Consider the following 21,584-nt stretch of genomic DNA (forward strand, 5'->3'; position numbering starts at 1 on the left):
AATTTAGCAGTTGAATCATTTTAATTAGTCAAACAGCCCATTTTATGGATTACAGAATAGAAAAAGATACGATGGGGCCCGTTGAGGTGCCGGCAGAAAAGTACTGGGGAGCGCAAACCCAGCGCTCTGTGAATAATTTTAAAATCGGCGGTCCCAGGCATCAGATGCCTTTGGAAATCGTCCATGCTTTTGCCATCCTAAAAAAATCTGCTGCCCTCACCAATGCGGATTTAGGGGTATTGGATCAGGATAAGGCTTCCATCATTGCCAAGGTTTGTGATGAAATTCTGGAAGGGAAGCTGGATGACCAATTCCCCCTGGTAGTCTGGCAAACAGGTTCCGGCACCCAGTCCAATATGAATGTCAATGAAGTGGTGGCCTATCGCGCCCATGTGTTGTTGGGAGGTAGCCTGCAGGACGAAAAGAAAAAGGTCCATCCCAATGACGATGTAAATAAATCCCAGTCTTCCAACGACACCTTCCCTACGGCCATGCACATCGCTGCTTATAAAATGGTCGCAGAAACGACCTTGCCTGGCGTGCAAAAGCTCAGAGATACCCTCAAAGCAAAGTCAGAAGCTTTTATGGACGTGGTCAAAATTGGACGTACCCATTTTATGGATGCCACCCCGCTGACGCTGGGTCAGGAATTTTCCGGATACGTAGCGCAGTTGGATCATGCCATGCGTGCCATCAAAAATACCCTTCCGCACCTTTCAGAATTGGCATTGGGGGGTACTGCCGTGGGTACCGGATTAAATACGCCAAAGGGCTATGCTGAAAAGGTAGCCGAAAAAATCGCCCACTTTTCCGGTAATCCGTTTATCACCGCTCCGAATAAATTTGAATCTTTGGCGGCCCATGATGCCATGGTAGAAACGCACGGAGCCCTGAAGCAACTGGCGGTCAGCCTGATGAAAATTGCCAATGATATCCGCATGCTCTCTTCCGGGCCGAGATCAGGAATCGGCGAAATATTGATTCCAGAAAACGAGCCCGGATCTTCCATCATGCCGGGAAAGGTCAATCCTACCCAGGCTGAAGCCATGACCATGGTCTGCGCGCAGGTAATTGGAAATGATACCGCCGTTTCCGTAGGAGGGGCCAATGGGCATTTTGAGCTGAATGTGTTTAAACCCATGATGGTCAATAACCTGCTGAGCTCTGCCCGCCTGCTGGGGGATGCCTGTGTGTCTTTTAACGACAACTGTGCCATCGGAATTGAGCCCAACAAGCCATTTATCCAGCGTCACCTGGAAAATAGTTTGATGTTGGTGACCGCACTGAATACCCATATCGGCTATGAAAATGCGGCCAAAATAGCTAAAAAGGCCCATAAAGAGGGAACAAGTCTCCGGGAAGCGGCCATCGCATTGGACCTGCTGACCAGTGAGCAATTTGACCAATGGGTCAAACCGGAAGATATGACCGGAAGCCTGAAGTAACATTCCTTCTGATCAGAAAAATAAAAAGCCCCTTCAGCATTTCCTGCGAAGGGGCTTTTATACTGTTCCACTACTTTTTTATACATTCGGTAAAACCCGTTATCAAAGTAATTATCAACAATCAAATTATTCAAACATACAAGATTTTTTATGCCCGTATTAATAAATTAAACGCAGCCGAAAAAACAATTGTACCATTAAATCATCGCATCATTGAATCATCCCTACGCCCCTGCATTTGCTGGAGTGGAATAGGGGTGTTATATTTGATATCGTAATTAGAGTTACGGTAATTTAAATTACGATAATGGATGAGATTTTATAACAGGGAAAAAGAGCTTGAACTTCTGCTGGAAGTTCACAAACGTTCAGCTTCTTCCGCACAAATGACCTTTGTGGTTGGACGCAGGCGTATTGGGAAAACACGTTTATTGGTGAGTGCCTATAAGGATATAAAGGCGGTTTACTTTTTCATTGCCAAAAAAAATGAAGCTTTATTGTGCGCTGAATTCAGTGAGGAGATCCGACAGCAGTTACAAATTCCCATTTTTGGTGAAATAAAGTCCTTTGAAGCCATATTTGAACTATTAATGCAAGAGGCAAAACGGCAGGCCATGACAGTCATCATTGATGAATTTCAAGAGTTTATATCGGTAAATCCTTCCGTCTATTCGAGTATGCAAAAAAGTTGGGACGCAAACAAAGAGGAGAGTAAAATCAACCTTGTGCTATGTGGTTCAGTTTATTCGATCATGTACCGCATCTTTGAAAGTGCTAAAGAACCTTTATTTGGAAGAGCAACCCAACGGATGCATGTCAAAGCATTCGACATTGAAACGGTAAAGGGGATTTTAAAGGATCATGCGCCCCGGCACACAGCAGAGGATTTATTGGCCTTTTATATGGTCACCGGCGGTGTGGCCAAGTATGTGGAACTATTGGTGCAGCAAAATGCCCATTCCAAAGCCGCTATTTTGGAATGTATATTTGCCGAAAACTCTCTTTTTCTGGACGAAGGAAGAAATGTGTTGATAGAGGAATTTGGAAAGGAATACGGGAATTATTTTTCTATCCTTTCATTGATCGCATCAGGCAAGACCTCAAGAGTGGAAATGGAATCCATTTTGGAGATGGACCTGGGTGGGTTTTTGAATCGTTTGGAAAACGAATACAACCTGGTAAAAAAAATACGTCCAATACTGAGTAAACCGGGTAGCAGAACTGTTAAGTATAAAATATCGGATAATTTTTTATCCTTTTGGTTTCGATTTATCTATAAATACCGTAGTGCGGTGGAGGCAGGAAATCTGGAATACCTCTTGAAGATCGTCCACCGTGATTACACAACTTACAGCGGAAAGGTCTTGGAAGATTATTTTATCGAAAAGATAAAGGCCGAAAAGCGGTTTAATCTTTTGGGGACTTACTGGGAAAAAAGGAATACCAATGAGATTGATATTGTAGCGGTCAACGATTTGGAAAAAAAGGTATTGTTTGCAGAAGTAAAACGGCAGAAAAAAAATATTAGCATAAGCGTTTTAAAGGAGAAAAGCAAAACGTTACAACAGCGGTTTAAAGGTTATGAATTTTCATTTGCTGCCCTGTCTTTAGAAGATATGTAGTTGAAAATTTTTTTTATCAGAGAAAGCCCCTTCAGCATTTCCTGCGAAGGGGCTTTTACTTGTACTATACTATTCTACTGCCTCTTTTTCTTCTTCATAAACCTCCGTAGGAATACAGCTACACATCAGGTTTCGGTCTCCGTAAGCCGCGTCAATTCGCCCAACGGAAGGCCAAAACTTATTCTCTTTCACAAAAGGTAAGGGATAGGCCGCCCTTTCTCTGCTGTAGGAATAGTCCCAGGCATCCGCAAGGAGCGTGGCTGCCGTATGGGGAGCATTTTTTAATAAATTAGAGGTGCTATCTACCTGACCTTCTTCAATTTCACGGATTTCCTGGCGGATGGCAATCATCGCATCGCAAAAACGGTCCAATTCGGCTTTGGATTCCGATTCAGTGGGCTCCACCATCAGGGTACCTGCCACGGGAAAGGAAACCGTCGGCGCATGAAAACCGTAATCCATCAGGCGCTTGGCAATATCTTCCACTTCCACGCCGCAGTCCTTAAATCCGCGACAATCCAAGATCATTTCGTGGGCCGCCCGGCCTTTGCTACCGGTATACAAGATGGGATAGTTGCCCTCCAGACGCTTCTTGATATAATTGGTGTTCAAAATGGCCATCTTGGTGGCATTGGAAAGGCCTGTTTCTCCCATCATGGCGATGTAAGCATACGAGATGGGCAGGATACTGGCACTTCCAAAGGGTGCAGCAGAGATGGGACTGATGGCAGCAGTTCCCCCGGTACGGATAAATGGATTGCCTGGCAGAAAAGGAGCCAGGTGTTTGGCCACGCAAATCGGCCCCATGCCCGGACCCCCTCCTCCGTGGGGAATGCAGAAAGTCTTATGCAGGTTCAGGTGGCAAACATCCGCCCCGATCATTCCGGGGCTGGTCAGTCCTACCTGGGCATTCATGTTGGCACCGTCCATATACACTTGCCCGCCATATTCATGTACCAGCTCGCAGATTTCCTGAATGGCCTCCTCAAAAACCCCGTGCGTGGAGGGATAAGTCACCATCAATGCCGAAAGTTTGTCCTTGTGTTCGGTGGCTTTTGCCTTGAAGGCCTCCACGTCGATATTGCCTTTATCGTCACAAGGCACTATGACGACCTTCATACCGGCCATTACCGCTGATGCGGGGTTGGTACCGTGTGCGGAGGAAGGGATCAGGACGATGTTTCTGAAATCCTCTCCACGGCTCTGGTGATAGGCCCGGATGACCATTAACCCCGCATACTCCCCTTGCGCTCCGGAGTTAGGCTGCAGGCTCGTATCCGCAAAACCGGTGATTTCGCTGAGCCAGTTTCTCAATTCCTGAAACATCTCGTAGTAGCCCGCCGCCTGATCCTGCGGGGCAAAGGGGTGCAGTTGACCAATTTCCGGCCAGGTAACCGGGATCATTTCTGCCGTAGCATTAAGCTTCATCGTGCAAGAACCCAGGGAAATCATGGAATGAACCAGGGATAGGTCTTTATTTTCCAGTCTTTTCAGATAGCGGAGCATTTCGTGCTCGGAATGAAAGCGATGAAAAACCTCATGCTCCAGGTACCCGGAGCTACGCTCCAAAGCTGCCGGAAGGATCCCTTCTATCTCACTGGGTATTTCAGGGGTTGCTACTTGCAGCCGGTTGGTAGATTTGGCGAAAACTTCGTAAATCTCCACCACATCTGCCCGGTTTTTGGCCTGATCAAAACTCAGGAGGATATGGTCTTTTTCGTAGCGGAAATTTAATTTTTTGGACAAGGCAAAGGCCCTGATTTTTTCCTTTTGTACCTCATCTACCCGAATGCGGATGGTGTCAAAAAACACCTCATTCACTTGTTCGTAGCCAAGCTGCGATAGCCAATTAGCCGTCATTACCGCCAGGCCATGGGTGCGCGAAGCAATGGCTTTTAACCCTTTGGGGCCGTGGTATACGGCATACATCCCGGCCATAACAGCCAGCAACACCTGCGCGGTACATATATTGGAGGTGGCCCGTTCTCGTTTGATGTGTTGTTCCCGGGTTTGCAGGGCCATGCGGTACGCATTTTTGCCGTGTTTATCTACGGACACGCCGATAATGCGTCCGGGAATTTGTCGTTTAAATGCTTCTTTGGTAGCGAAAAAAGCGGCATGCGGTCCCCCAAAACCCATGGGAACCCCAAATCGCTGGCTGCTGCCGATCACCACATCGGCCCCCATTTCCCCAGGTGGCTTCAGCAACGTCAAACTCAGGAGGTCGGTGCTGAAAGCGGTAAAAATTTGGTTTTCGTTGGCTGTTTCCACCAGCTTGCTGTAGTCAATGACTTCTCCATCTGCATTGGGATATTGCAGTAGCAGGCCAAAAATTTCGGGGTCGGTAAGATCCAGCTCATTTAGCGAGCCAAAAACCAGGTCGATTCCCACCGGTAGTGCCCGGGTCTTTAGGATTTCCTTGGTTTGTTCAAATACCTTTTCGTCTACAAAAAAGCGATTGGCTTGTTTCTTGGTCCGTGGCCTGCTGGCATGCAGCATGGTCATGGCTTCTCCTGCGGCGGTACCTTCGTCCAAAAGGGAGGCGTTGGCGAGTTCCATGCCGGTAAGTTCGCTGACCATGGTCTGAAAGTTGATCAGTGCCTCCAAGCGCCCCTGAGCAATTTCGGCTTGATAAGGCGTGTAGGCCGTGTACCAACCTGGATTTTCCAGAATGTTTCGTTGGATGACCCCCGGCACCAGGGTGTCGTAGTAGCCCAAACCAATGTAGGATTTGAACAGCTGGTTTTTGCTGGCAGTTTGTTTAAAACTTTTGAGAAATGCCGTTTCCGACAATGCCTTGGGAAGTTGCAGTGGTTTCTTGAGCCGAATGCTTTGGGGAATGGTTTCATCAATCAGGGTATCCAGCGAAGAAACGCCTATGGTATCCAGCATGGATTGGATGTCATTTTCCGAGGGAGCAATGTGCCTGTTTTTAAATTTTTCCGAAGAAGCAAGGTTGATTTTCATATATACCGTAAAATATGATTATTTTTGGCCGAACCAAATTGTCCTGAATCGAGCCGCAAAGGTAGAAATATTAGCTGATTAAGGTATTTATTTTAACCTTAAATATCGTCTTATTAACCAGTTGGGCTGGGAATTGGTTTACTTTGTACCAATAATTCGAATCGTTAAACATTCCTCATGAAAAACAAACTAATGATAGCCGCAGCAGGGCTGTTGGTCCTTTTTGCCGTGCCTGCAATAGGGCAAGAAGACCTATCTTTAAAATACGCCGCTACCATTGAGGCGGAAGATCTGGAAAAGCACCTCAGCTACCTGGCATCCGATGAGTTGGAAGGCAGGGATACCGGAGAGAAGGGCCAGAAGTTGGCGGCCGAGTATCTGGTCAAATTCTACCAGGAAAAGGGCTTGGCCGGACCCGTCAAAGGGAGCTTTCTGCAGCCATTCGAACTCTCCAGCGTACGTTGGGAAGAAGTGGAGTTAAGAGTAGGCCGTACGAAGCTGGAGCTAAATGAAGATTTTGTCTTTATTGGCGATGCCGATATGAAAAGAAGGTCCCGTACCGATTTGGTGTTTTTGGGATTGTCCTCAGAAGAAAACCTGACAAAAGTAGATGTGGAAGGCAAGCTGGTCGGACTCTGGGCCATCGGGTCCCGATCCCCGGAAGTGGTGGATCGGATTTTTGAAGCCGGTGCGGAAGGTGTGGTGCTGGTAACCATGGAAGGACAGGCTAATTTTGATCGGGTAGCTAACCGGTACAAAACGCTCTCCGGAAGGGGCCGCTTGGGCTTTGACAAGGCTACCGAACACAAACCCGTTTTTATGGTCAGTTCGGAGATGATGGGAAAATTGTTTGAAACTCCCGTGGACCAACTTAAGGAGGCTGCCAAAAACAACCCTGAATCCATCCCTTCTCAAAAGGTCCGCTACCAGGTTCAAAAGGATAAATTAATGGTGGGCACTGAAAACGTGCTGGCGTATCTGGAAGGCACTGATAAAAAGGAGGAGGTGCTGGTTATTTCCTCTCATTACGATCATGTGGGTATTAACAGCGAAGGTGAAATTAACAACGGTGCGGATGACGACGGTTCCGGAACCGTGTCGGTGATGGAAATAGCAGAAGCATTTTCGGAAGCAGCAGCAGACGGATTCCGTCCCCGCAGAAGTATTCTTTTTCTGAACGTCACTGGCGAGGAAAAAGGCCTGTTGGGTTCGGAGTATTACGCGGATAATCCGATATTTCCGTTGGAAAATACGGTTAATAACCTGAATATCGATATGGTAGGACGCATTGACTACGAATACCAAAATGCCGAAAACCAGGATTACGTGTATGTGATTGGCTCCGAGATGCTTTCCTCACAGCTCAAAATCATTAACGAGTACAACAATATTACCTATACCAACCTGATCCTGGATTACCGCTACGATGCGGAGGATGACCCCAATCGGTTTTACTACCGTTCCGATCATTACAATTTCGCCAAGCACAACATTCCCGTGATTTTCTTTTTCAACGGGGTGCACGACGACTACCATCAGCCCACGGACACGGTAGACAAGATCGAGTTTGACCTGATGGAGAAACGCGCCCGGCTGATCTTTCATACCGCCTGGGATTTGGCCAACCGGGAACACCGCACGCCGGTGGATGGCACCAATACCCGCTTGGCCAGGTAATGCTTGCAAGAATGGTTTTTGATTAGCCGCTGGATAATATCCGGCGGCTTTTTGTTTTTATAAAAATAGCCGCTATATTAATAGACGTAATAAAATGACTAAAATAGATACCTTACCTACCATGAAAAAACTTTGTCTAAGCCTTTTCGCCCTGTTGCTTTTTTTTAAAGCCGAAGCACAGCAAATACCCTCTAAAGCCATGCAGATCAAGTCGGCCGTACTGGCGGCTCCCGAAACACTGAGAGAAGGAAGCATGGTTTATGGCTATGACAGCCGGGGAAACTGGACTGTCTTGAGGGAGGGTAGTAATGAAATGGTTTGCATAGCGGACGATCCCACAGTAGAAGGTTTTAGCGTGGCCTGCTACCACAAGCAGTTGGAGCCATTTATGGAAAGGGGTAGGGAATTGAAAGAGGAAGGCAAAAGTTTTAAGGAAATCTTCGATACCCGGGAGGCGGAAGCCAAGGCTGGTACGCTTCAGATGCCCAAAGAGGGTGCCACCCTGTACTCCCTTTCAGCGGCTGCTGAGGATTACGATGCTCTGAAGGGAGAAGTCAAAAACACCTACCTACGCTATGTGGTCTACATTCCCTGGGCTACCCAGGAAAGCACCGGTCTGGCCCTTAAACCGGAAGCTCCCGGCATGCCCTGGATCATGGACCCTGGCACCCACCGCGCCCATATCATGATCAATCCACCGAAGGAGTAGTTTTTTTCGGATTCAAAGTATTCTTTTGCAAAAGGTAATTTTCGCCCGCTGGATTTTGCTTTGTCTATTACTAGAGAAAACAATCCAAACCAGATTTTTTGGGATTAAGGACTCGCCGTCCAGCGATTGAAGAAAAAGAACGTTATTTTTTAAGGCGGATAATTAACTCAATAGATATTAAGGATCAGCGCTTGGTCACGAAACCTGGTGAAAATTAATTTTTAAACTAATTTCTTTTTATTTTTTCAAGATTAAAATAAAAATTAGTAATAATTTAGCATTATAAAACCTTCCCCTCATTCTAACGCAAACCGATGAAGATCTCCAATCCTATTCTTGCATTTGTTTTGATTCCGATGTTTTTTTTATCCTGTGTGGAAACCAGCATTGATGTTCCGCAGGTGGTCGATCCGGAAGAGGAAGAGCCTGAAATTGAAGAGGAGGAAGCACTACTTGAAGATCCTGAAGGACTTCCGTTTGTTGTTCAATGGTCCGTTAATAAGACAGAAGAAGAAGTGGGGTTCTCCATGGAGCCTTTTCTTCATGCTTCCGAAGCGGGGCTGTACTATGCCAGTCCACTAGGACCGAATAGTCTTGTCTCCCTGGAAAAGGAGACGGGGGAACCGGTATGGGAACTTCCCGAAGGAACGGTGGATTCTCCTTTTATACTAAAGAAAATTGGAAATTTTTTGTGGGGAATGTATTATGATATCAACAATCCTTCGGTGGTAAAATTGAATCCGGAGGATGGGAGTATTTTGTTGGAAAGACCCTCCGGAACCTTTCCATCCGGTCAGTCTGATGGCACCTGGTTTGGATTGAAAAAACGAGAAACCTCCCTATACCAGGTGAATTTAGAAACCGGAAATGATGTGGCTGTTTGTGGCGATTTCAGGGTAGATAACATCCGTAACTTTCTCTTTAAAGATAACCGGCTGACGTTAATGGCAATTCGTGGAGGTCGGAGTTTACTGAATATCGACCCTAATGCTTGCACTGTTTTCTGGGAAATAACGGAAGGTGATACGGGGAATTTTGGACATTTAAATTATTATTCGTTCGCTGTAGATCTTGGTAGTAAAATTTTGAGTGTTGGGCCTAACTATTTTATGCTCCGTTCTCCTTTGACAGGACAGGTTGAGACCAAATTTCCTGCCGGGGATGGTACCGGATTTGAAATTACTCAGTTTTTATACCATGAAGGGAAAAACATTTTCCTTTACCATGATAATGGAAGCGGGAAAGTATTTGCCTACGATTGGATTAACGGCAATCAGGTTTGGGACTCAGCAGTTCAAAGCCGCGATGTAGGACAACTTTTCCTCGTCAAAGACCGCCTATTCCTTTACACAATAAGCCAAAAGCTCTTTGAATTGGATATGGAAAACGGACAGACCCTTTCCGAAACAGAAACCAAAGAACTTTTCCCATTCGATCGGGCGACTATTTCTTTTTCCATCGATCGGGTAGAGGAGTATTTTGGCCAGGCTTATTTTAAAATTTCAGGTGACGAGATCTATTATACCACAGCACAAAGTCGGCTGGTTTCCGCAAGATTGGAGGAATAATTATCCGTATCAAAACCAGCAACAGCGGGTGCCAACCTAAGTTAACGTAATGCTACATTTTTTTTGGGGCTTCGGGAACTTGGTGGCGGTTTTACTTGCGCTTAATAACATCAGAAGGTGAATGGTCAACGCTATAAAAGTAATAGCAGATAAAATTTTGTCAGGTGTGGTTAAATTTGTCGCCACAAAAGGTCATTTAGATGTATTAATTTAATAAATAGGCGCTTTTTATAATTGAAAATGCCGTTATTTGACCTGTTTTAACAAATACAGGTTTTGGAGGACCCTTTCCAGTTGCCTTTCCACTTCAACCACGATTAACATGTGTAAACAACCATGCGGCTTACTGCTGCTCCTGGCTCTGCTATCCGGACTATTTTCCGGCATCCGGGCACAAACCAACACTGATCAAATTGTATTTACAGAAGGATGGGTTAGGGGCTTTGGAGCCCCGGTAAAATACCCCCGCTATGCTCGCAGCGAATTCCCTGCCGATCCGGTCATTCCGCTGCTGCTGGCAGACCAATCGATTCAGCCAGCGGATCAGAATGGGGATTCTATGGTCAATTGGGAAGCCATTTCAGCAGATGAGAACGGTCTATTCAAGCACGACCTACTTGCTTCCGGCGGCCTTTACCTGGAATACACCAGCCCCGCTGAAAAGATTGTAATCTTTGATGCTTCCGGCCATGGTAAAGCCTATATCAATGGAGTGCCCCGGGAAGGGGACCACTTTGGCTTTGGTACCACCAAGCATCCTGTAAAGCTTAAAAAGGGGCTGAACTCGTTTTATTTGACAAGCGGCAGAAATCCGGAAATAAGGGCATCTCTTTACGCTCCGGATTCGCCCTTACAGTTGAGCGCCGATCAGCTAACCCTACCGGATCTGGTTTGTGAGGAAAAAGGATTTAAATGGGCGGGTATAGAAGTCATTAATACTACCGAAAAAGCGGCTTCCGGCTATCGGGTAGAGAGTATCGTTAAGGGCACGGAAAAAATAAGTACCCCAGTACCGACCATTGAAAAGCTGACTTCCAGGAGCATTCCATTCCGGATACCTGAGTTGCAAGGTGTACAGGAGGAGCAAGTGGATTTACAGGTAAATCTCCTTTCAGCATCCGGGAAAAAATTGAGTTCGCTGACTTTGACGCTGAAAAACCGGCCTTTTGACAGCCTGCATGACCGGACCTTTAATAGCGGAATTGACGGTAGTGTCCAGTATTATTCTGTCCAGCCAGGCAAGGTGCCGGAAGAAATGAAGCCTGCGCTCATCTTTTCTACCCATGGGGCAGGAGTAGAGGCCAGAGGTCAGGCGGCGGTATACACTCCCAAGGATTGGGCACATATAATAGCTCCCACCAACCGCGGGCCATTTGGCTTTGCCTGGGAGGACTGGGGTCGGTTGGATGCCTTGGAGGTTTTGGACATTGGGAAGGAACTCTTTCAGCCCGATCCTCAAAAAATATACCTCACCGGCCATTCCATGGGAGGGCATGCCAGTTGGTACCTGGGAGCGACTTACCCGGACTATTGGGCGGCCATCGGACCCTGTGCCGGCTATGCGGAACTTCATGACTGGATAGAACATACACGAAAAGTAGGCACGGCCACGGAGCGAATGTTTGAAAGGGCTGGCAATACGCAGCGTACCCGTCTTATGAGTCGAAATTACCTACATTTTGGCGTTTATATCAACCATGGCAATGCCGACCAGGTGGTTCCGGTGCGTCATGCCCGGCAAATGAAGCAGCTTCTGGCGGATTTTCATCCGGACTTTGCGTACTACGAATACCCGGACGGGGGACATTGGTACGGAAATCAGTCGGCCGATTGGCCGCCCCTGTTTGACTTTTTAAAAAGTCATGCGCTCCCCAAACCGGAAGAAGTGCGCAGCCTGGAATTTTATACCGCCAGTCCGGGGGTTTCCTCCAGCTCCAACTGGCTGACAACCTACCAGCAAACGCACCCCTACCAACTCAGCCATGTGGAGCTGGATATTGGAGAGGATTCCGTATCCCTTTCAGGTGTAACGGAGAATGTTGCCGTCCTGCAAGTGGATGTAAGTATGGCGGGCCTGGCCTTTCCGCTGACCATTCAACTGGATGATAGTAAGCTAGTCCTGGAGCAGTCTGTTTCTCAAATAATCCTGGTTCGCAAGGACAGCGGAGCCTGGGAGCCCGGTGACCTACCCGGTCCGGAGGAAAAAGGCCCGCATCGGTATGGAAACTTCAAAGATGCGTTTCGTCACCAGGTGGTTTTCGTGTACGGTACGCAGGGCACCAGGGAGGAAAATGATTGGAATTTTTACAAAGCCCGTCACGATGCAGAAACCTTCAGCTATCGGGGAAATGGGTCCATAGAAATGGTTTCTGACAAACAGTTTTCACCGGAAAAATATGCCGACAGGGGGGTGATCCTTTATGGTAATGCAGATACCAACCAAGCCTGGAAAGCCTTGCTGGGAGAAAGCCCGGTTCAGGTTTCCAATGGGCAAATGAAGGTAGGGGATAAGGTCCTGAGCGGTGATGGCTGGGGGTGTTATTTTATTCAACCTCGACCGGACAGCGATATTGCCTCGGTAGGTGTAGTGGCAGGAACCGGGCTAAAGGGCTTTAAGGCGGTCCATGCCAACCAGTATTTTATGGCGGGTACCGCTTTTCCCGATCTGACGGTAATTGGAACAGAGGTATTTTCAAACGAATACGAGGCGGTGGTGGCTTCCGGTTTTTTTGGCAATGACTGGGGTGTGGAAACGGGTGATTTTGTTTGGAAATGATATGTATGAGGATACTTTTAGATGATGAGGCAAATACAAGGACTACTTTTAGATAATTTAGTGGCCAAAAAAAGAGCCATCTTCATGTTAAACTCAAACTAAGTATGCTTATATTGGATTTTCCAGCATCCCGCAACCCTATGAGATTTAGTATTTTTTTATTTCTGATATTGGCCGTTATGGCTTTACTTCCAATTCAAGCTCAACCCGAACCCGATGATATCCTCTTTGTCAGGCAGGGAGTGAAAAGGTTTGTTTTTGATATAGAACAGGGCATTCCACTGTCTTCATTGGATCCCAAAAGCATCATCGGGCTGGCTTCCATGCACCCCGTCACCCATTATATGGAAGAAGAGGCCGAGCTTGTGTTAGAAGAAGGTCAGCTTGTCGTTCGTTCGGAATCTGAAACCCAGACCAGTATCTGGTTTGGAGGCTTTAACCCATTCGCCACCTACGTGCTGGATCTGGGCGATGTCAAAGGTAGGGGTGAAATAGGGTTTGCTTTTGGTGATGCGGAAAGACAGCTACGTGTGACAGTTCAGTATACTGATGGTGAGATAAGGGATACGATTATGGAGATTTACAATGATTCTTCACGGATATTCTCCGAGTCCATTCTTACCCGATCCGGGAACATGGTGTCCGGAAAGCTGATACTACAGATGCTGGGAAGTGGTCTGACGCTCTACCTTCAGCAGGAGGGGCTGCCACTTGCCATCGGGCAAGGGGAATTTAGTCGGCAACTGGATCTTCGGAAGAAAAAATACATTCATCAATTTCAATCTCATGTTTTTGTTGGGATTGATTCAGGAGTTGTGCAAATCAACCATGTGAAAGCAGGCCTTGGTGCTGGTATGGGTCTGGCAGATATCCGGGCAATTACCTATGAGGACGGTAGTCCTTTGATGGATCAGGGCAGAATTTGGTACACCATGACCATCCGCGGAAGGGCGCTACCCCATCCGTTACAGGGGGTATTTAGTTTAGACCCCTCTGTTTTTGACATACGGCTTGAAGGGGTGATCCTGTTTGACAGAAATGATGGTTTGTTGCGAAACGAAGTAGCCTCTCATGTATTTTTTGACCGGAAAGAGCAATTGTGGAAAGGATTGACCACAGGATTTAGTGCCTATGCAGACCCAACGGAGGAAAAGCAATTGCTAACCATTCAAAGCAAAAAAGACCCACGATTTGGTTTTTCGGTGATGCAGGCGGAGCCTTTTGGAATGGTTGGGGATATTGAGGATCCTCACCTGATATATGATGAGGGAGTGGGTAAGTGGCGTATGTTGACCTGTATCAATCAAAATGGATACAAAGCCATTCTCCTGGAGTCGGAGCATTGGAATAAGGGATTTGTACCTGTTGCCGGACCTGTATCCGTAAATTCCACCGGGACCTCCATTCAAAAAATTGGAGGTAAGCGCTTTTGTTTTTCGGGAAGTAGTGAGAGAGATATTTTTATTTACAGTTACCCGGATTTAAAAGAAGCAGGGACTCTGAAAATGGACCTGCCTCCCTGGGATGCCAATTCCGGAACCAGGGTCTGGCCCAATGTGATAGAACTACCGGAAGGCTATCCCTCCCGGTACCTGGCTTTGATGATGGACCGCTACAATTACCCCGGTATTAGTGGGCCGCAATGGACCTATGGTGCTATCTACCTTTATCATGGTTCGACGGAATAATTTTACATACTAATCTACCAACGCAGCTAACTCATCCCAGCGCCAAATCAGTTATGGGAAGCATACCATCCTTTCTGGTATTTGCTCATGCTGCGGCCGCTATTGGCGGCCTTTTTAAGCCTTGTGCCATTATTTTTCAGCGTCTTGCGGCCGGTAAATGAAAGGGGGAGGGTGAGGTTCTGCACGCCGGAATTGTAGAGGGCATTTAATTTACCTCAGTCGATTGTGAACGATGCCTACGGGCAAGTGCCAGTAGGATTTACGAGTTCTGCCATTTTCCGAAGGAAATCAGGAACTTCAAAAAATCGAACAGGATGGCAAAAACAGAAAAAAAGACCGCTGATAGGCGGTCTTTACAACAGGTTTTTTAATTCAGCTATCGTGACCATTTGATACTACAGCCGATCGCTTTCGTGGTTTGGCGGTTGATTTCAGATCCTTCCAGCAGCGCATCTACAGCATTGGCGAGATACGGCTCACTAACAGAAGCGGCATCCTGATAGTTATTGTCGATAGCGCCGATATAGCGTACAAGGTACTGGTCATCTTCCTTTTCCAACAGGTAGACCTGTGGCGTACGCGTAGCACCATACGTTTTGATCACTTCCTGAGTCTCGTCGTAGGCGTAGGCAAAAGGGAAATTCTTGTCCTGTGCCCGTTTCTTCATGGCATCAAAACTGTCCCCCGGGCTAACCGCGCTGTCATTGGAATTGATCGCAATAATGGGGTATCCTTTCGGAGCATAACGCTGATGCAGTTCGATCATGCGGTCCTCATAGGCCTTAACGTAAGGACAGGTATTACAGGAAAAGATCACAATTGCCCCCTGGTTGTTCGACAAACCATTCAGTGAAACCTGGGACCCACCGACGGTTTGCAACTCAAAATTCATCGCAGTGTCACCGATTTCGTACCCTTTATTTTGAGCCAGGGCAAGGGTAGAAGTCAGGAGTAAAGAAACGAGTGATAGCGCTGTGGTTCGGAAATTTTTCATACTGAGTTTATTTTAGCTGGTTGATAAGTGCTAGCAGTTCAGGTTCTTCCATGGCCCCTTCATGAAAATGCCGGGTGCCGTCCGCTTGCACAAAAAGGGTGGCCGGTATCGCTCCGGTCCAATCGGGATTAACTTTATCGATCCAGGAGTTGAAATCCACATCATTTAAAAGGTAAACCGGCGACTGAATGTCCCGCTTCTCAATAAAAGATGTAACCCGTTCGGGTCTCCGGGCATCATCCATAGAGATAAAATACAGCTCCATATCCGTATTGGATTTGTTTGCTTCTTCGAAATAGGGCATTTCCCGAACGCAGGGGGCACACCAGGTTGCCCAGAAATTAAAGATTCGAAGCTTTTCAGATTCTTTGGCCGCCAGCGATTCAAATTCTTCAAAAGAAATGATCTTGAAGTCGGGTTCGGGGAGGTCCTTGCCGGAAAAACCCGGAAGGATCATGAGAAAAAGTACGAATGAAAGCCTGGATAGACTCGCTACCATTGGTTTGAAGTTTAGAGGTTAGAACAGTGGTGTATACGAAAAAGAAGTGAATTTGTTGAGTCTTGCAGGCAGCCATTCTGTATCGGGATTTACTTATCTCTGATGGTTATTTAGGCCTTGCTTGCCCTCTTTTCAATTTTAATCTCCGGGCGACTTGTTTTGGTGCGGGCCTACACCACTCTATTTACATTCTTTTTTTGCTAAAAAGCAGCTATTTTTTACCAGTTTAAAAACTAATTGAGTAGCTTGAACGCCCATATGTTTTGAATTTACTACTACCTAAAATAGACCCGATACCTATGAAACTATTCCGTTTGTTTTTCCTGGTTTTTTTAGCACCTCTTGCCGCATCATTTGCCCAGGAAAGCAGGGTATTTGATGCCCTTAGCCTTCAAAGCGAGATTCTGAATATGGATAGAAAATTTGCCATTTACCTTCCTCCCGGCTACGAATATTCCCAGCGTTCGTATCCGGTCCTCTATCTGCTTCATGGGGCAGGAGATGATCAGACTGGCTGGGTCCAGTTTGGAGAGGTGCAGCACATCGCCGATCAGGCTTTTGCCTCAGGAATAGCTACGCAGATGATCATCGTCATGCCGGATGCCAATACCGGACGGAGGGGCTATTTCAACGACGTCAATAACGATTGGAGGTATGAGGATTTCTTTTTCGAAGAGCTGATGCCCTATGTGGAATCTCAATACCGAATCAAAAAAGAAAAACGCTACCGGGCGATTGCCGGTTTGTCCATGGGAGGGGGTGGCACCTTTTTCTATGCCATGCACCGGCCAGACTTATTCTCATCTGCTTGCCCATTAAGTGCGGCGTTACGAAACAGCAGCTTTGAAGATTTTAAACAGGGATTGGAAAACAACCAAACGGAGGTGAAGGATTCTTCAGGTCTGGAAGCTTATTATGACAGGCATCAGGCACTGCGGCAGATCGCGCTTAACGCTCCTGAAGACATGAAATCGGTAAAATGGTTTTTTGACTGCGGGGACGATGACTTTCTATACGAGGGGAACAGTCTGGTGCACATTGCCTTGAAGAAAAAAGAAATTCCGCATGAATTCAGAATCCGCGACGGTGCACACAATTGGACCTATTGGCGAGAATCCCTCCCGCAGGTTTTGAGTTTTGTTTCGGATACATTCCGGCAAAAATAAGAGTAGCAACCAAGGCAAAAGAGGGGTCACCGACACTACTCACCAATGTCTTCCTGCCAGAGATTGGGGTTTTCCTGGATAAATCGCTGCATGAGCCCTTGACAAATTTCATCCTGGAGCACAGAAAGCCGGACCCCATTTTGTTCCAGGAGGCTTTCGGCTCCCATAAAAGTACGGTTTTCGCCGATGACTACCTTTGGGATGCCGTAGAGTAAAATCGCCCCGGAGCACATGGGGCAGGGAGAAAGAGTGGTGTACAGGGTGCATTGTTTGTATACAGTAGCCGGTTGTCTGCCGGCATTTTCCAGGGCATCCATTTCTCCGTGGAGGATACTACTCCCTTTTTGAATGCGTTGGTTATGGCCCCTTCCGATGATCCGATCCTGATAAACCAAGACCGAACCAATGGGGATTCCTCCCTGGTCCAGGCTTTTTGTCGCTTCCTCTATGGCGGCTTGCATCCATTTATCCATCCTTTACTGAATTGGTTCGGAGGTTAACATACAAAAATTTGACGAACCTACGGCAGGTAAAGGGATTAGATCTTGGAATAGACCATTTTTCGGGAGACTTTTTTCAACAAAGCATGAATAATTGCTTCATTCAAATTCGCTTTATAGCCGTAAATTCCATTATGGAATTGAACCAGCAATTCTCCATCTTCTGCATTGTAAATCAATAAATTAATAAATGCCAGGCTGTTCTCCGGGGAGATTTTCGGCAAGTCCCCATTGCTGTCCTTACTATAACCGGCAAGGGGCTGATTGGTCTCGAAGCTGCCGGTTACAATGGCATCCACCCCCAGCACGGCAGCTAGTTGGGAAGGGTTGAAGTCCTGGTGATTTTCCAGGCTAATTCCTGCAGTATTCAGTTTTCTATTTGTGATGCCCGGATCCTGTACTTTTACGGCTATTTTTCCTTTCTCCCCATGTTCCCGAAACCAACCAAAAATGGCCTTTTGGATGCTTTCTCCTTCCTGTTTTTCCAGGCTCGCCAGTTCTCCGGAAGAGAGGTTTTCCATTTGACTCGGTCTTAAGGTCACCCGGGTTAGGAAGGGAAGGATGGCGATGGTTTCGTGATTTTCAGCGATGGTTTCAAAATCAGCATTTTTGAAAAAGTGACTCTGAGCATTTGATGGAAGAACAAAAAGAAAGTACAACAAAAAGATAGAAATTACTTTTTTCATGACAGTAATTAAAAATGGTTATAAAAGGTACACTTGTATTTTTACCCGGATATTGAAAAAATAACCCAGGACCGATTGCTGCTATCTTGATGTCACCACTAAAAATAGGATGGTGAACTACATCTCAAAGATCGTAGTATAAATCGAAATAAAAAAAGTATTATTAAAAAATATAAGCAATAAAATACTAAAATATAACTATTTACAATTTTTAATTTGTAAATCACATTTTACTGGCTACAAATACCAAAGTGTTTTTTATTGTAAAAGGAAAAATAACACAGGCCCACTATAACAATCCGGGCGCAGAATTATTTTTTCCACTTTCCCTTGGTTTTCATTTGGTTTCGGTTCCTTTTGGCTTTGCTGTTTTTATTTCCCCGTTTTTTGGGTTTCGCTTCCCGTGGTTTGGCAGGGGATTTTTTTTCGTGAAAAGCGCCTTTGAAGTCGGGATCTTCCCCTCGTTTCTGGTTGTCGATTTCCCTTTCATAAGCTTGTTGCTCTTCGTAAGGGGTTTCATGTAAGGGAAGCTTTTTCGGAATGCTTCGTTCGGGCACTTCTTTCTGGATGATACCTTCAATTTTTTCGAAGTGAAAACGTTCGGCAGGATTGATAAAGGTAACCGCCTTGCCTGAATTTTCGGCTCTTCCTGTTCTTCCGATCCTGTGAACGTAATCTTCATAAATCAAGGGAACATCAAAGTTCACCACATGACTGACCATGCTGATGTCCAGTCCCCGTGCCGCAACATCGGTGGCTACCAGTATTTTTACCTCTCCTTTCTTAAACTCATCCATGCTGTTAATCCGGGTATTCTGGCCCTTATTGGCATGTATGACCCGAATGCTTCCGCGTTGCCGTTGTTTGAGGTAACGAAACACTTCCTCGGCATTTTTTCTGGATTTGGTAAATACGATCCCTCTTTCAAAGGCAGGTTCGCCTACCAGTTTTTCAAGCAGGCCCATCTTCGTTCTCACATTGGGAACAAAGTATTTGGCTTGCTCGATGGTATCGGCAGTGCTGGCCTGCGGTGCCACTTCTACTCGTTCCGGGAATTCCAGAAATTCATGCGAAAGCTTTTCGATCTTATCACTGAAGGTGGCAGAGAAAAGCATGTTTTGGCGTTTCACAGGAATAATTTCTAAAATGGCACGTATCTGGGGCAGAAATCCCATGTCCAGCATTTTGTCTGCTTCGTCCAGAATCATGGTTTTGATATCCCGGGTATAGAGGACCTCTCGTCTGTATAGATCGAGAAAGCGGCCCGGAGTGGCTATTACAATGTCCACTCCTTCCAGTACTTTTTCTATTTGTGGCTTGGGGCCCAGCCCGCCGTAAAGGCAGACATAGCGAAGGTCGGTAAATTTCCCAAAACCAACGACCGCCTCCTCTATCTGCATGACCAGCTCCCGGGTGGGAGCCAGTATCAGGGCTCGCGGATGCTGCCCTTGGGCATATTTTACTTTAAACAATAAGGGTAAGACAAAAGCAGCGGTTTTTCCGGTACCCGTTTGGGCAATGCCCAGGATGTCATGCCCGGCCAGTGCCAGGGGGATGGCTTTTTCCTGAATTGGCGTAGGCTTTTCGTAGCCGATTTCCTGCACCGCATTCAAAAGTTGCTTGTTGAGATTAAAATTTTCAAAAGATTGCAGTCGATCGGACATGATTTTATAATTTTATGGAAATATTTCAGGGGTTGATTTTGGAAACCCCTCCCGCTCAAAAACCAATGGTATGAAAAGAATTTTAATCCGGAATGCAAATATAGTCAATGAAGGTAAGATAATGCAGGGAGACCTGTATATAAAGGAGGGGTTGATCTTTGCAGTGGGTGGCGATTTGTCGGGGCATACAGCCGATATAGCGATAGATGCAGATGGAAAATACCTTTTACCGGGCCTGATCGACGATCAGGTTCATTTCCGGGAGCCCGGATTGACCCATAAAGCGGAGATTTACACGGAAAGTAAGGCCGCCGTTGCCGGAGGGATTACCAGCTATATGGAAATGCCCAATACCGTTCCCCAGGCAACCACCCTGGAATTGCTGGAGGATAAATACGATTTGGCCGCCAAAAAGTCACTGGCCAATTACTCGTTTTACCTGGGAGCTACGAATGATAATATTGATGTGATCAAACAGGTAAACCCGGAAACCATATGTGGGGTAAAGGTTTTTCAGGGCTCTTCCACAGGCAATATGTTGGTGGATAATCCGGATAGTTTGGAGAAAATTTTTAGGTATAGCCCGGTTTTGATTGCCACTCACAGTGAAAATGATCAGATTATCAAAGACAATCTGGAAAAATATCGAAAAGAATACGGAGATAATATACCTCCGCGATTGCATCCGGACATCCGGTCCTGGAAGGCATGTTATGATGCCTCCAAAACCGTGGTGGATATGGCCCGCATGTACGGAAGTAAACTCCACGTATTGCATATCAGTACGGGAAAAGAAGTACTGCTTTTTGACAAGGACCTGCCGCTGGAGGAAAAAAGAATCACGGCAGAAGCCTGTGTGCACCACCTATGGTTTTCCGATGAAGACTACGAAGCCAAGGGTAATTTTATCAAATGGAACCCGGCTATAAAAACGTCCGAAGACAGGAAGGAAATATTGAAAGGAGTATTGGATGGGCATATCGATGTCATTGCGACGGATCATGCGCCGCACACCCTGGAAGAGAAGTCAAACCCCTACCTGTCGGCCCCGTCCGGAGGGCCTCTGGTCCAACACTGCTTGCCAGCCCTTTTGGAAATGTACCACAATAACCAGATCAGCCTGGAGCAGATCGTACAAAAAACCAGTCATAATGTGGCGATACTTTTTGAGATTGAAAAGCGGGGCTACCTCCGTCCGGGCTACCATGCCGATATGGTGCTGGTGGATTTGGAAGATTCCTGGGAGGTAAACCGGGAGAACGTTTTGTCTAAATGTGGCTGGTCTCCTTTTGAAGGACAGACCTTTCATTCGAAAATCACGCATACGATTGTTTCCGGACACCTGGCGTACGAAAACGGTACATTCCATGAAGACCGAAAGGGTCAACGGCTGAAATTTTCAAGAAATGTTTAGCAATGTATTGCTTGACTAAAAAAAGCATATTACCTTTGCATTCCCATCCGGTAAAATCATTGGAAGGGATTAAATGGTGATTGTAGCTCAGCTGGTTAGAGCGCTGGTTTGTGGATCCAGAGGTCGCCGGTTCGAACCCGGTCTTTCACCCCAAGAGGCTGTCCGAAAAGTCGGGCAGCCTCTAATTTAGTTGTTTTTTTTCTCCAAAA

The 21,584-nt window shown here is 46.4% G+C and carries 15 protein-coding genes and 1 tRNA gene; 10 read left to right on the forward strand and 6 right to left on the reverse strand.

What is annotated here, in order from left to right; all coding sequences use genetic code 11:
- The first annotated feature begins 44 nt into the window (after positions 1-44).
- Together fumC and GJQ68_RS06760 are read left to right on the forward strand one after the other, a co-directional pair.
- Positions 45-1,445, forward strand: coding sequence for a class II fumarate hydratase (gene fumC, locus GJQ68_RS06755; RefSeq protein ID WP_162416537.1), 1,401 nt, complete (start codon positions 45-47; stop codon positions 1,443-1,445).
- 311 nt (positions 1,446-1,756) lie between these two features.
- Entirely contained in the window at positions 1,757-3,067 is a 1,311-nt protein-coding gene (locus tag GJQ68_RS06760) for an ATP-binding protein (RefSeq protein WP_162416538.1), read from the forward strand.
- 69 nt (positions 3,068-3,136) lie between these two features.
- Here GJQ68_RS06760 and gcvP read toward each other — a convergent pair whose 3' ends face one another.
- Complete coding sequence (gene gcvP, locus GJQ68_RS06765) at positions 3,137-6,034, reverse strand: aminomethyl-transferring glycine dehydrogenase (protein ID WP_162416539.1); 2,898 nt, start codon at positions 6,032-6,034, stop codon at positions 3,137-3,139.
- A gap of 177 nt (positions 6,035-6,211) precedes the next feature.
- Here gcvP and GJQ68_RS06770 point away from each other — a divergent pair, with 177 nt between their 5' ends.
- From GJQ68_RS06770 to GJQ68_RS06790, 5 genes are all read left to right on the forward strand, one after another.
- Positions 6,212-7,711, forward strand: coding sequence for a M28 family peptidase (locus GJQ68_RS06770; protein WP_162416540.1), 1,500 nt, complete (start codon positions 6,212-6,214; stop codon positions 7,709-7,711).
- Positions 7,712-7,832: 121 nt separating this feature from the next.
- Positions 7,833-8,420: a hypothetical protein gene (locus GJQ68_RS06775; RefSeq protein WP_162416541.1), complete on the forward strand. Its 588-nt coding sequence runs from the start codon at positions 7,833-7,835 to the stop codon at positions 8,418-8,420.
- Positions 8,421-8,734: 314 nt separating this feature from the next.
- Positions 8,735-9,988, forward strand: coding sequence for a PQQ-binding-like beta-propeller repeat protein (locus GJQ68_RS06780; protein ID WP_162416542.1), 1,254 nt, complete (start codon positions 8,735-8,737; stop codon positions 9,986-9,988).
- A gap of 322 nt (positions 9,989-10,310) precedes the next feature.
- Positions 10,311-12,764 (forward strand): carboxylesterase family protein, encoded by a 2,454-nt coding sequence (locus tag GJQ68_RS06785; RefSeq protein ID WP_162416543.1) that lies wholly within the window; start codon positions 10,311-10,313, stop codon positions 12,762-12,764.
- Between the two features lie 140 nt (positions 12,765-12,904).
- Positions 12,905-14,452 carry a hypothetical protein gene (locus GJQ68_RS06790; protein ID WP_162416544.1) on the forward strand — a complete coding sequence of 516 codons (1,548 nt, stop codon included), beginning with the start codon at positions 12,905-12,907 and terminating at the stop codon, positions 14,450-14,452.
- 376 nt (positions 14,453-14,828) lie between these two features.
- Here GJQ68_RS06790 and GJQ68_RS06795 read toward each other — a convergent pair whose 3' ends face one another.
- Together GJQ68_RS06795 and GJQ68_RS06800 are read right to left on the reverse strand one after the other, a co-directional pair.
- A complete protein-coding gene (locus GJQ68_RS06795; RefSeq protein ID WP_162416545.1) occupies positions 14,829-15,446 on the reverse strand; it encodes a thioredoxin family protein in 618 nt (205 codons plus the stop codon).
- Between the two features lie 7 nt (positions 15,447-15,453).
- Positions 15,454-15,945 (reverse strand): TlpA family protein disulfide reductase, encoded by a 492-nt coding sequence (locus GJQ68_RS06800; protein WP_162416546.1) that lies wholly within the window; start codon positions 15,943-15,945, stop codon positions 15,454-15,456.
- Between the two features lie 299 nt (positions 15,946-16,244).
- Between GJQ68_RS06800 and GJQ68_RS06805 the strand changes: the two genes are divergently transcribed.
- Positions 16,245-17,111: an alpha/beta hydrolase gene (locus tag GJQ68_RS06805; protein ID WP_162416547.1), complete on the forward strand. Its 867-nt coding sequence runs from the start codon at positions 16,245-16,247 to the stop codon at positions 17,109-17,111.
- Between the two features lie 35 nt (positions 17,112-17,146).
- On the opposite strand, the gene GJQ68_RS06810 is transcribed toward GJQ68_RS06805, so the two are convergent.
- The 3 genes from GJQ68_RS06810 to GJQ68_RS06820 all read right to left on the reverse strand — a co-directional run bounded on the left by GJQ68_RS06810 (position 17,147) and on the right by GJQ68_RS06820 (position 19,961).
- Positions 17,147-17,584, reverse strand: coding sequence for a nucleoside deaminase (locus GJQ68_RS06810; RefSeq protein ID WP_162416548.1), 438 nt, complete (start codon positions 17,582-17,584; stop codon positions 17,147-17,149).
- 65 nt (positions 17,585-17,649) lie between these two features.
- Positions 17,650-18,297: a hypothetical protein gene (locus GJQ68_RS06815; protein WP_162416549.1), complete on the reverse strand. Its 648-nt coding sequence runs from the start codon at positions 18,295-18,297 to the stop codon at positions 17,650-17,652.
- A 311-nt stretch (positions 18,298-18,608) separates the two neighbouring features.
- Positions 18,609-19,961 (reverse strand): DEAD/DEAH box helicase, encoded by a 1,353-nt coding sequence (locus GJQ68_RS06820; protein WP_162416550.1) that lies wholly within the window; start codon positions 19,959-19,961, stop codon positions 18,609-18,611.
- 70 nt (positions 19,962-20,031) lie between these two features.
- On the opposite strand from GJQ68_RS06820, the gene GJQ68_RS06825 reads away from it, so the two are divergent.
- Together GJQ68_RS06825 and GJQ68_RS06830 are read left to right on the forward strand one after the other, a co-directional pair.
- Entirely contained in the window at positions 20,032-21,375 is a 1,344-nt protein-coding gene (locus GJQ68_RS06825; protein WP_162416551.1) for a dihydroorotase, read from the forward strand.
- Between the two features lie 76 nt (positions 21,376-21,451).
- Positions 21,452-21,528, forward strand: a tRNA-His gene (locus GJQ68_RS06830).
- The last annotated feature ends 56 nt before the right edge of the window (positions 21,529-21,584 follow it).

This window comes from Cyclobacterium roseum, assembly GCF_010119225.1.
GTDB lineage: Bacteria > Bacteroidota > Bacteroidia > Cytophagales > Cyclobacteriaceae > Cyclobacterium > Cyclobacterium roseum.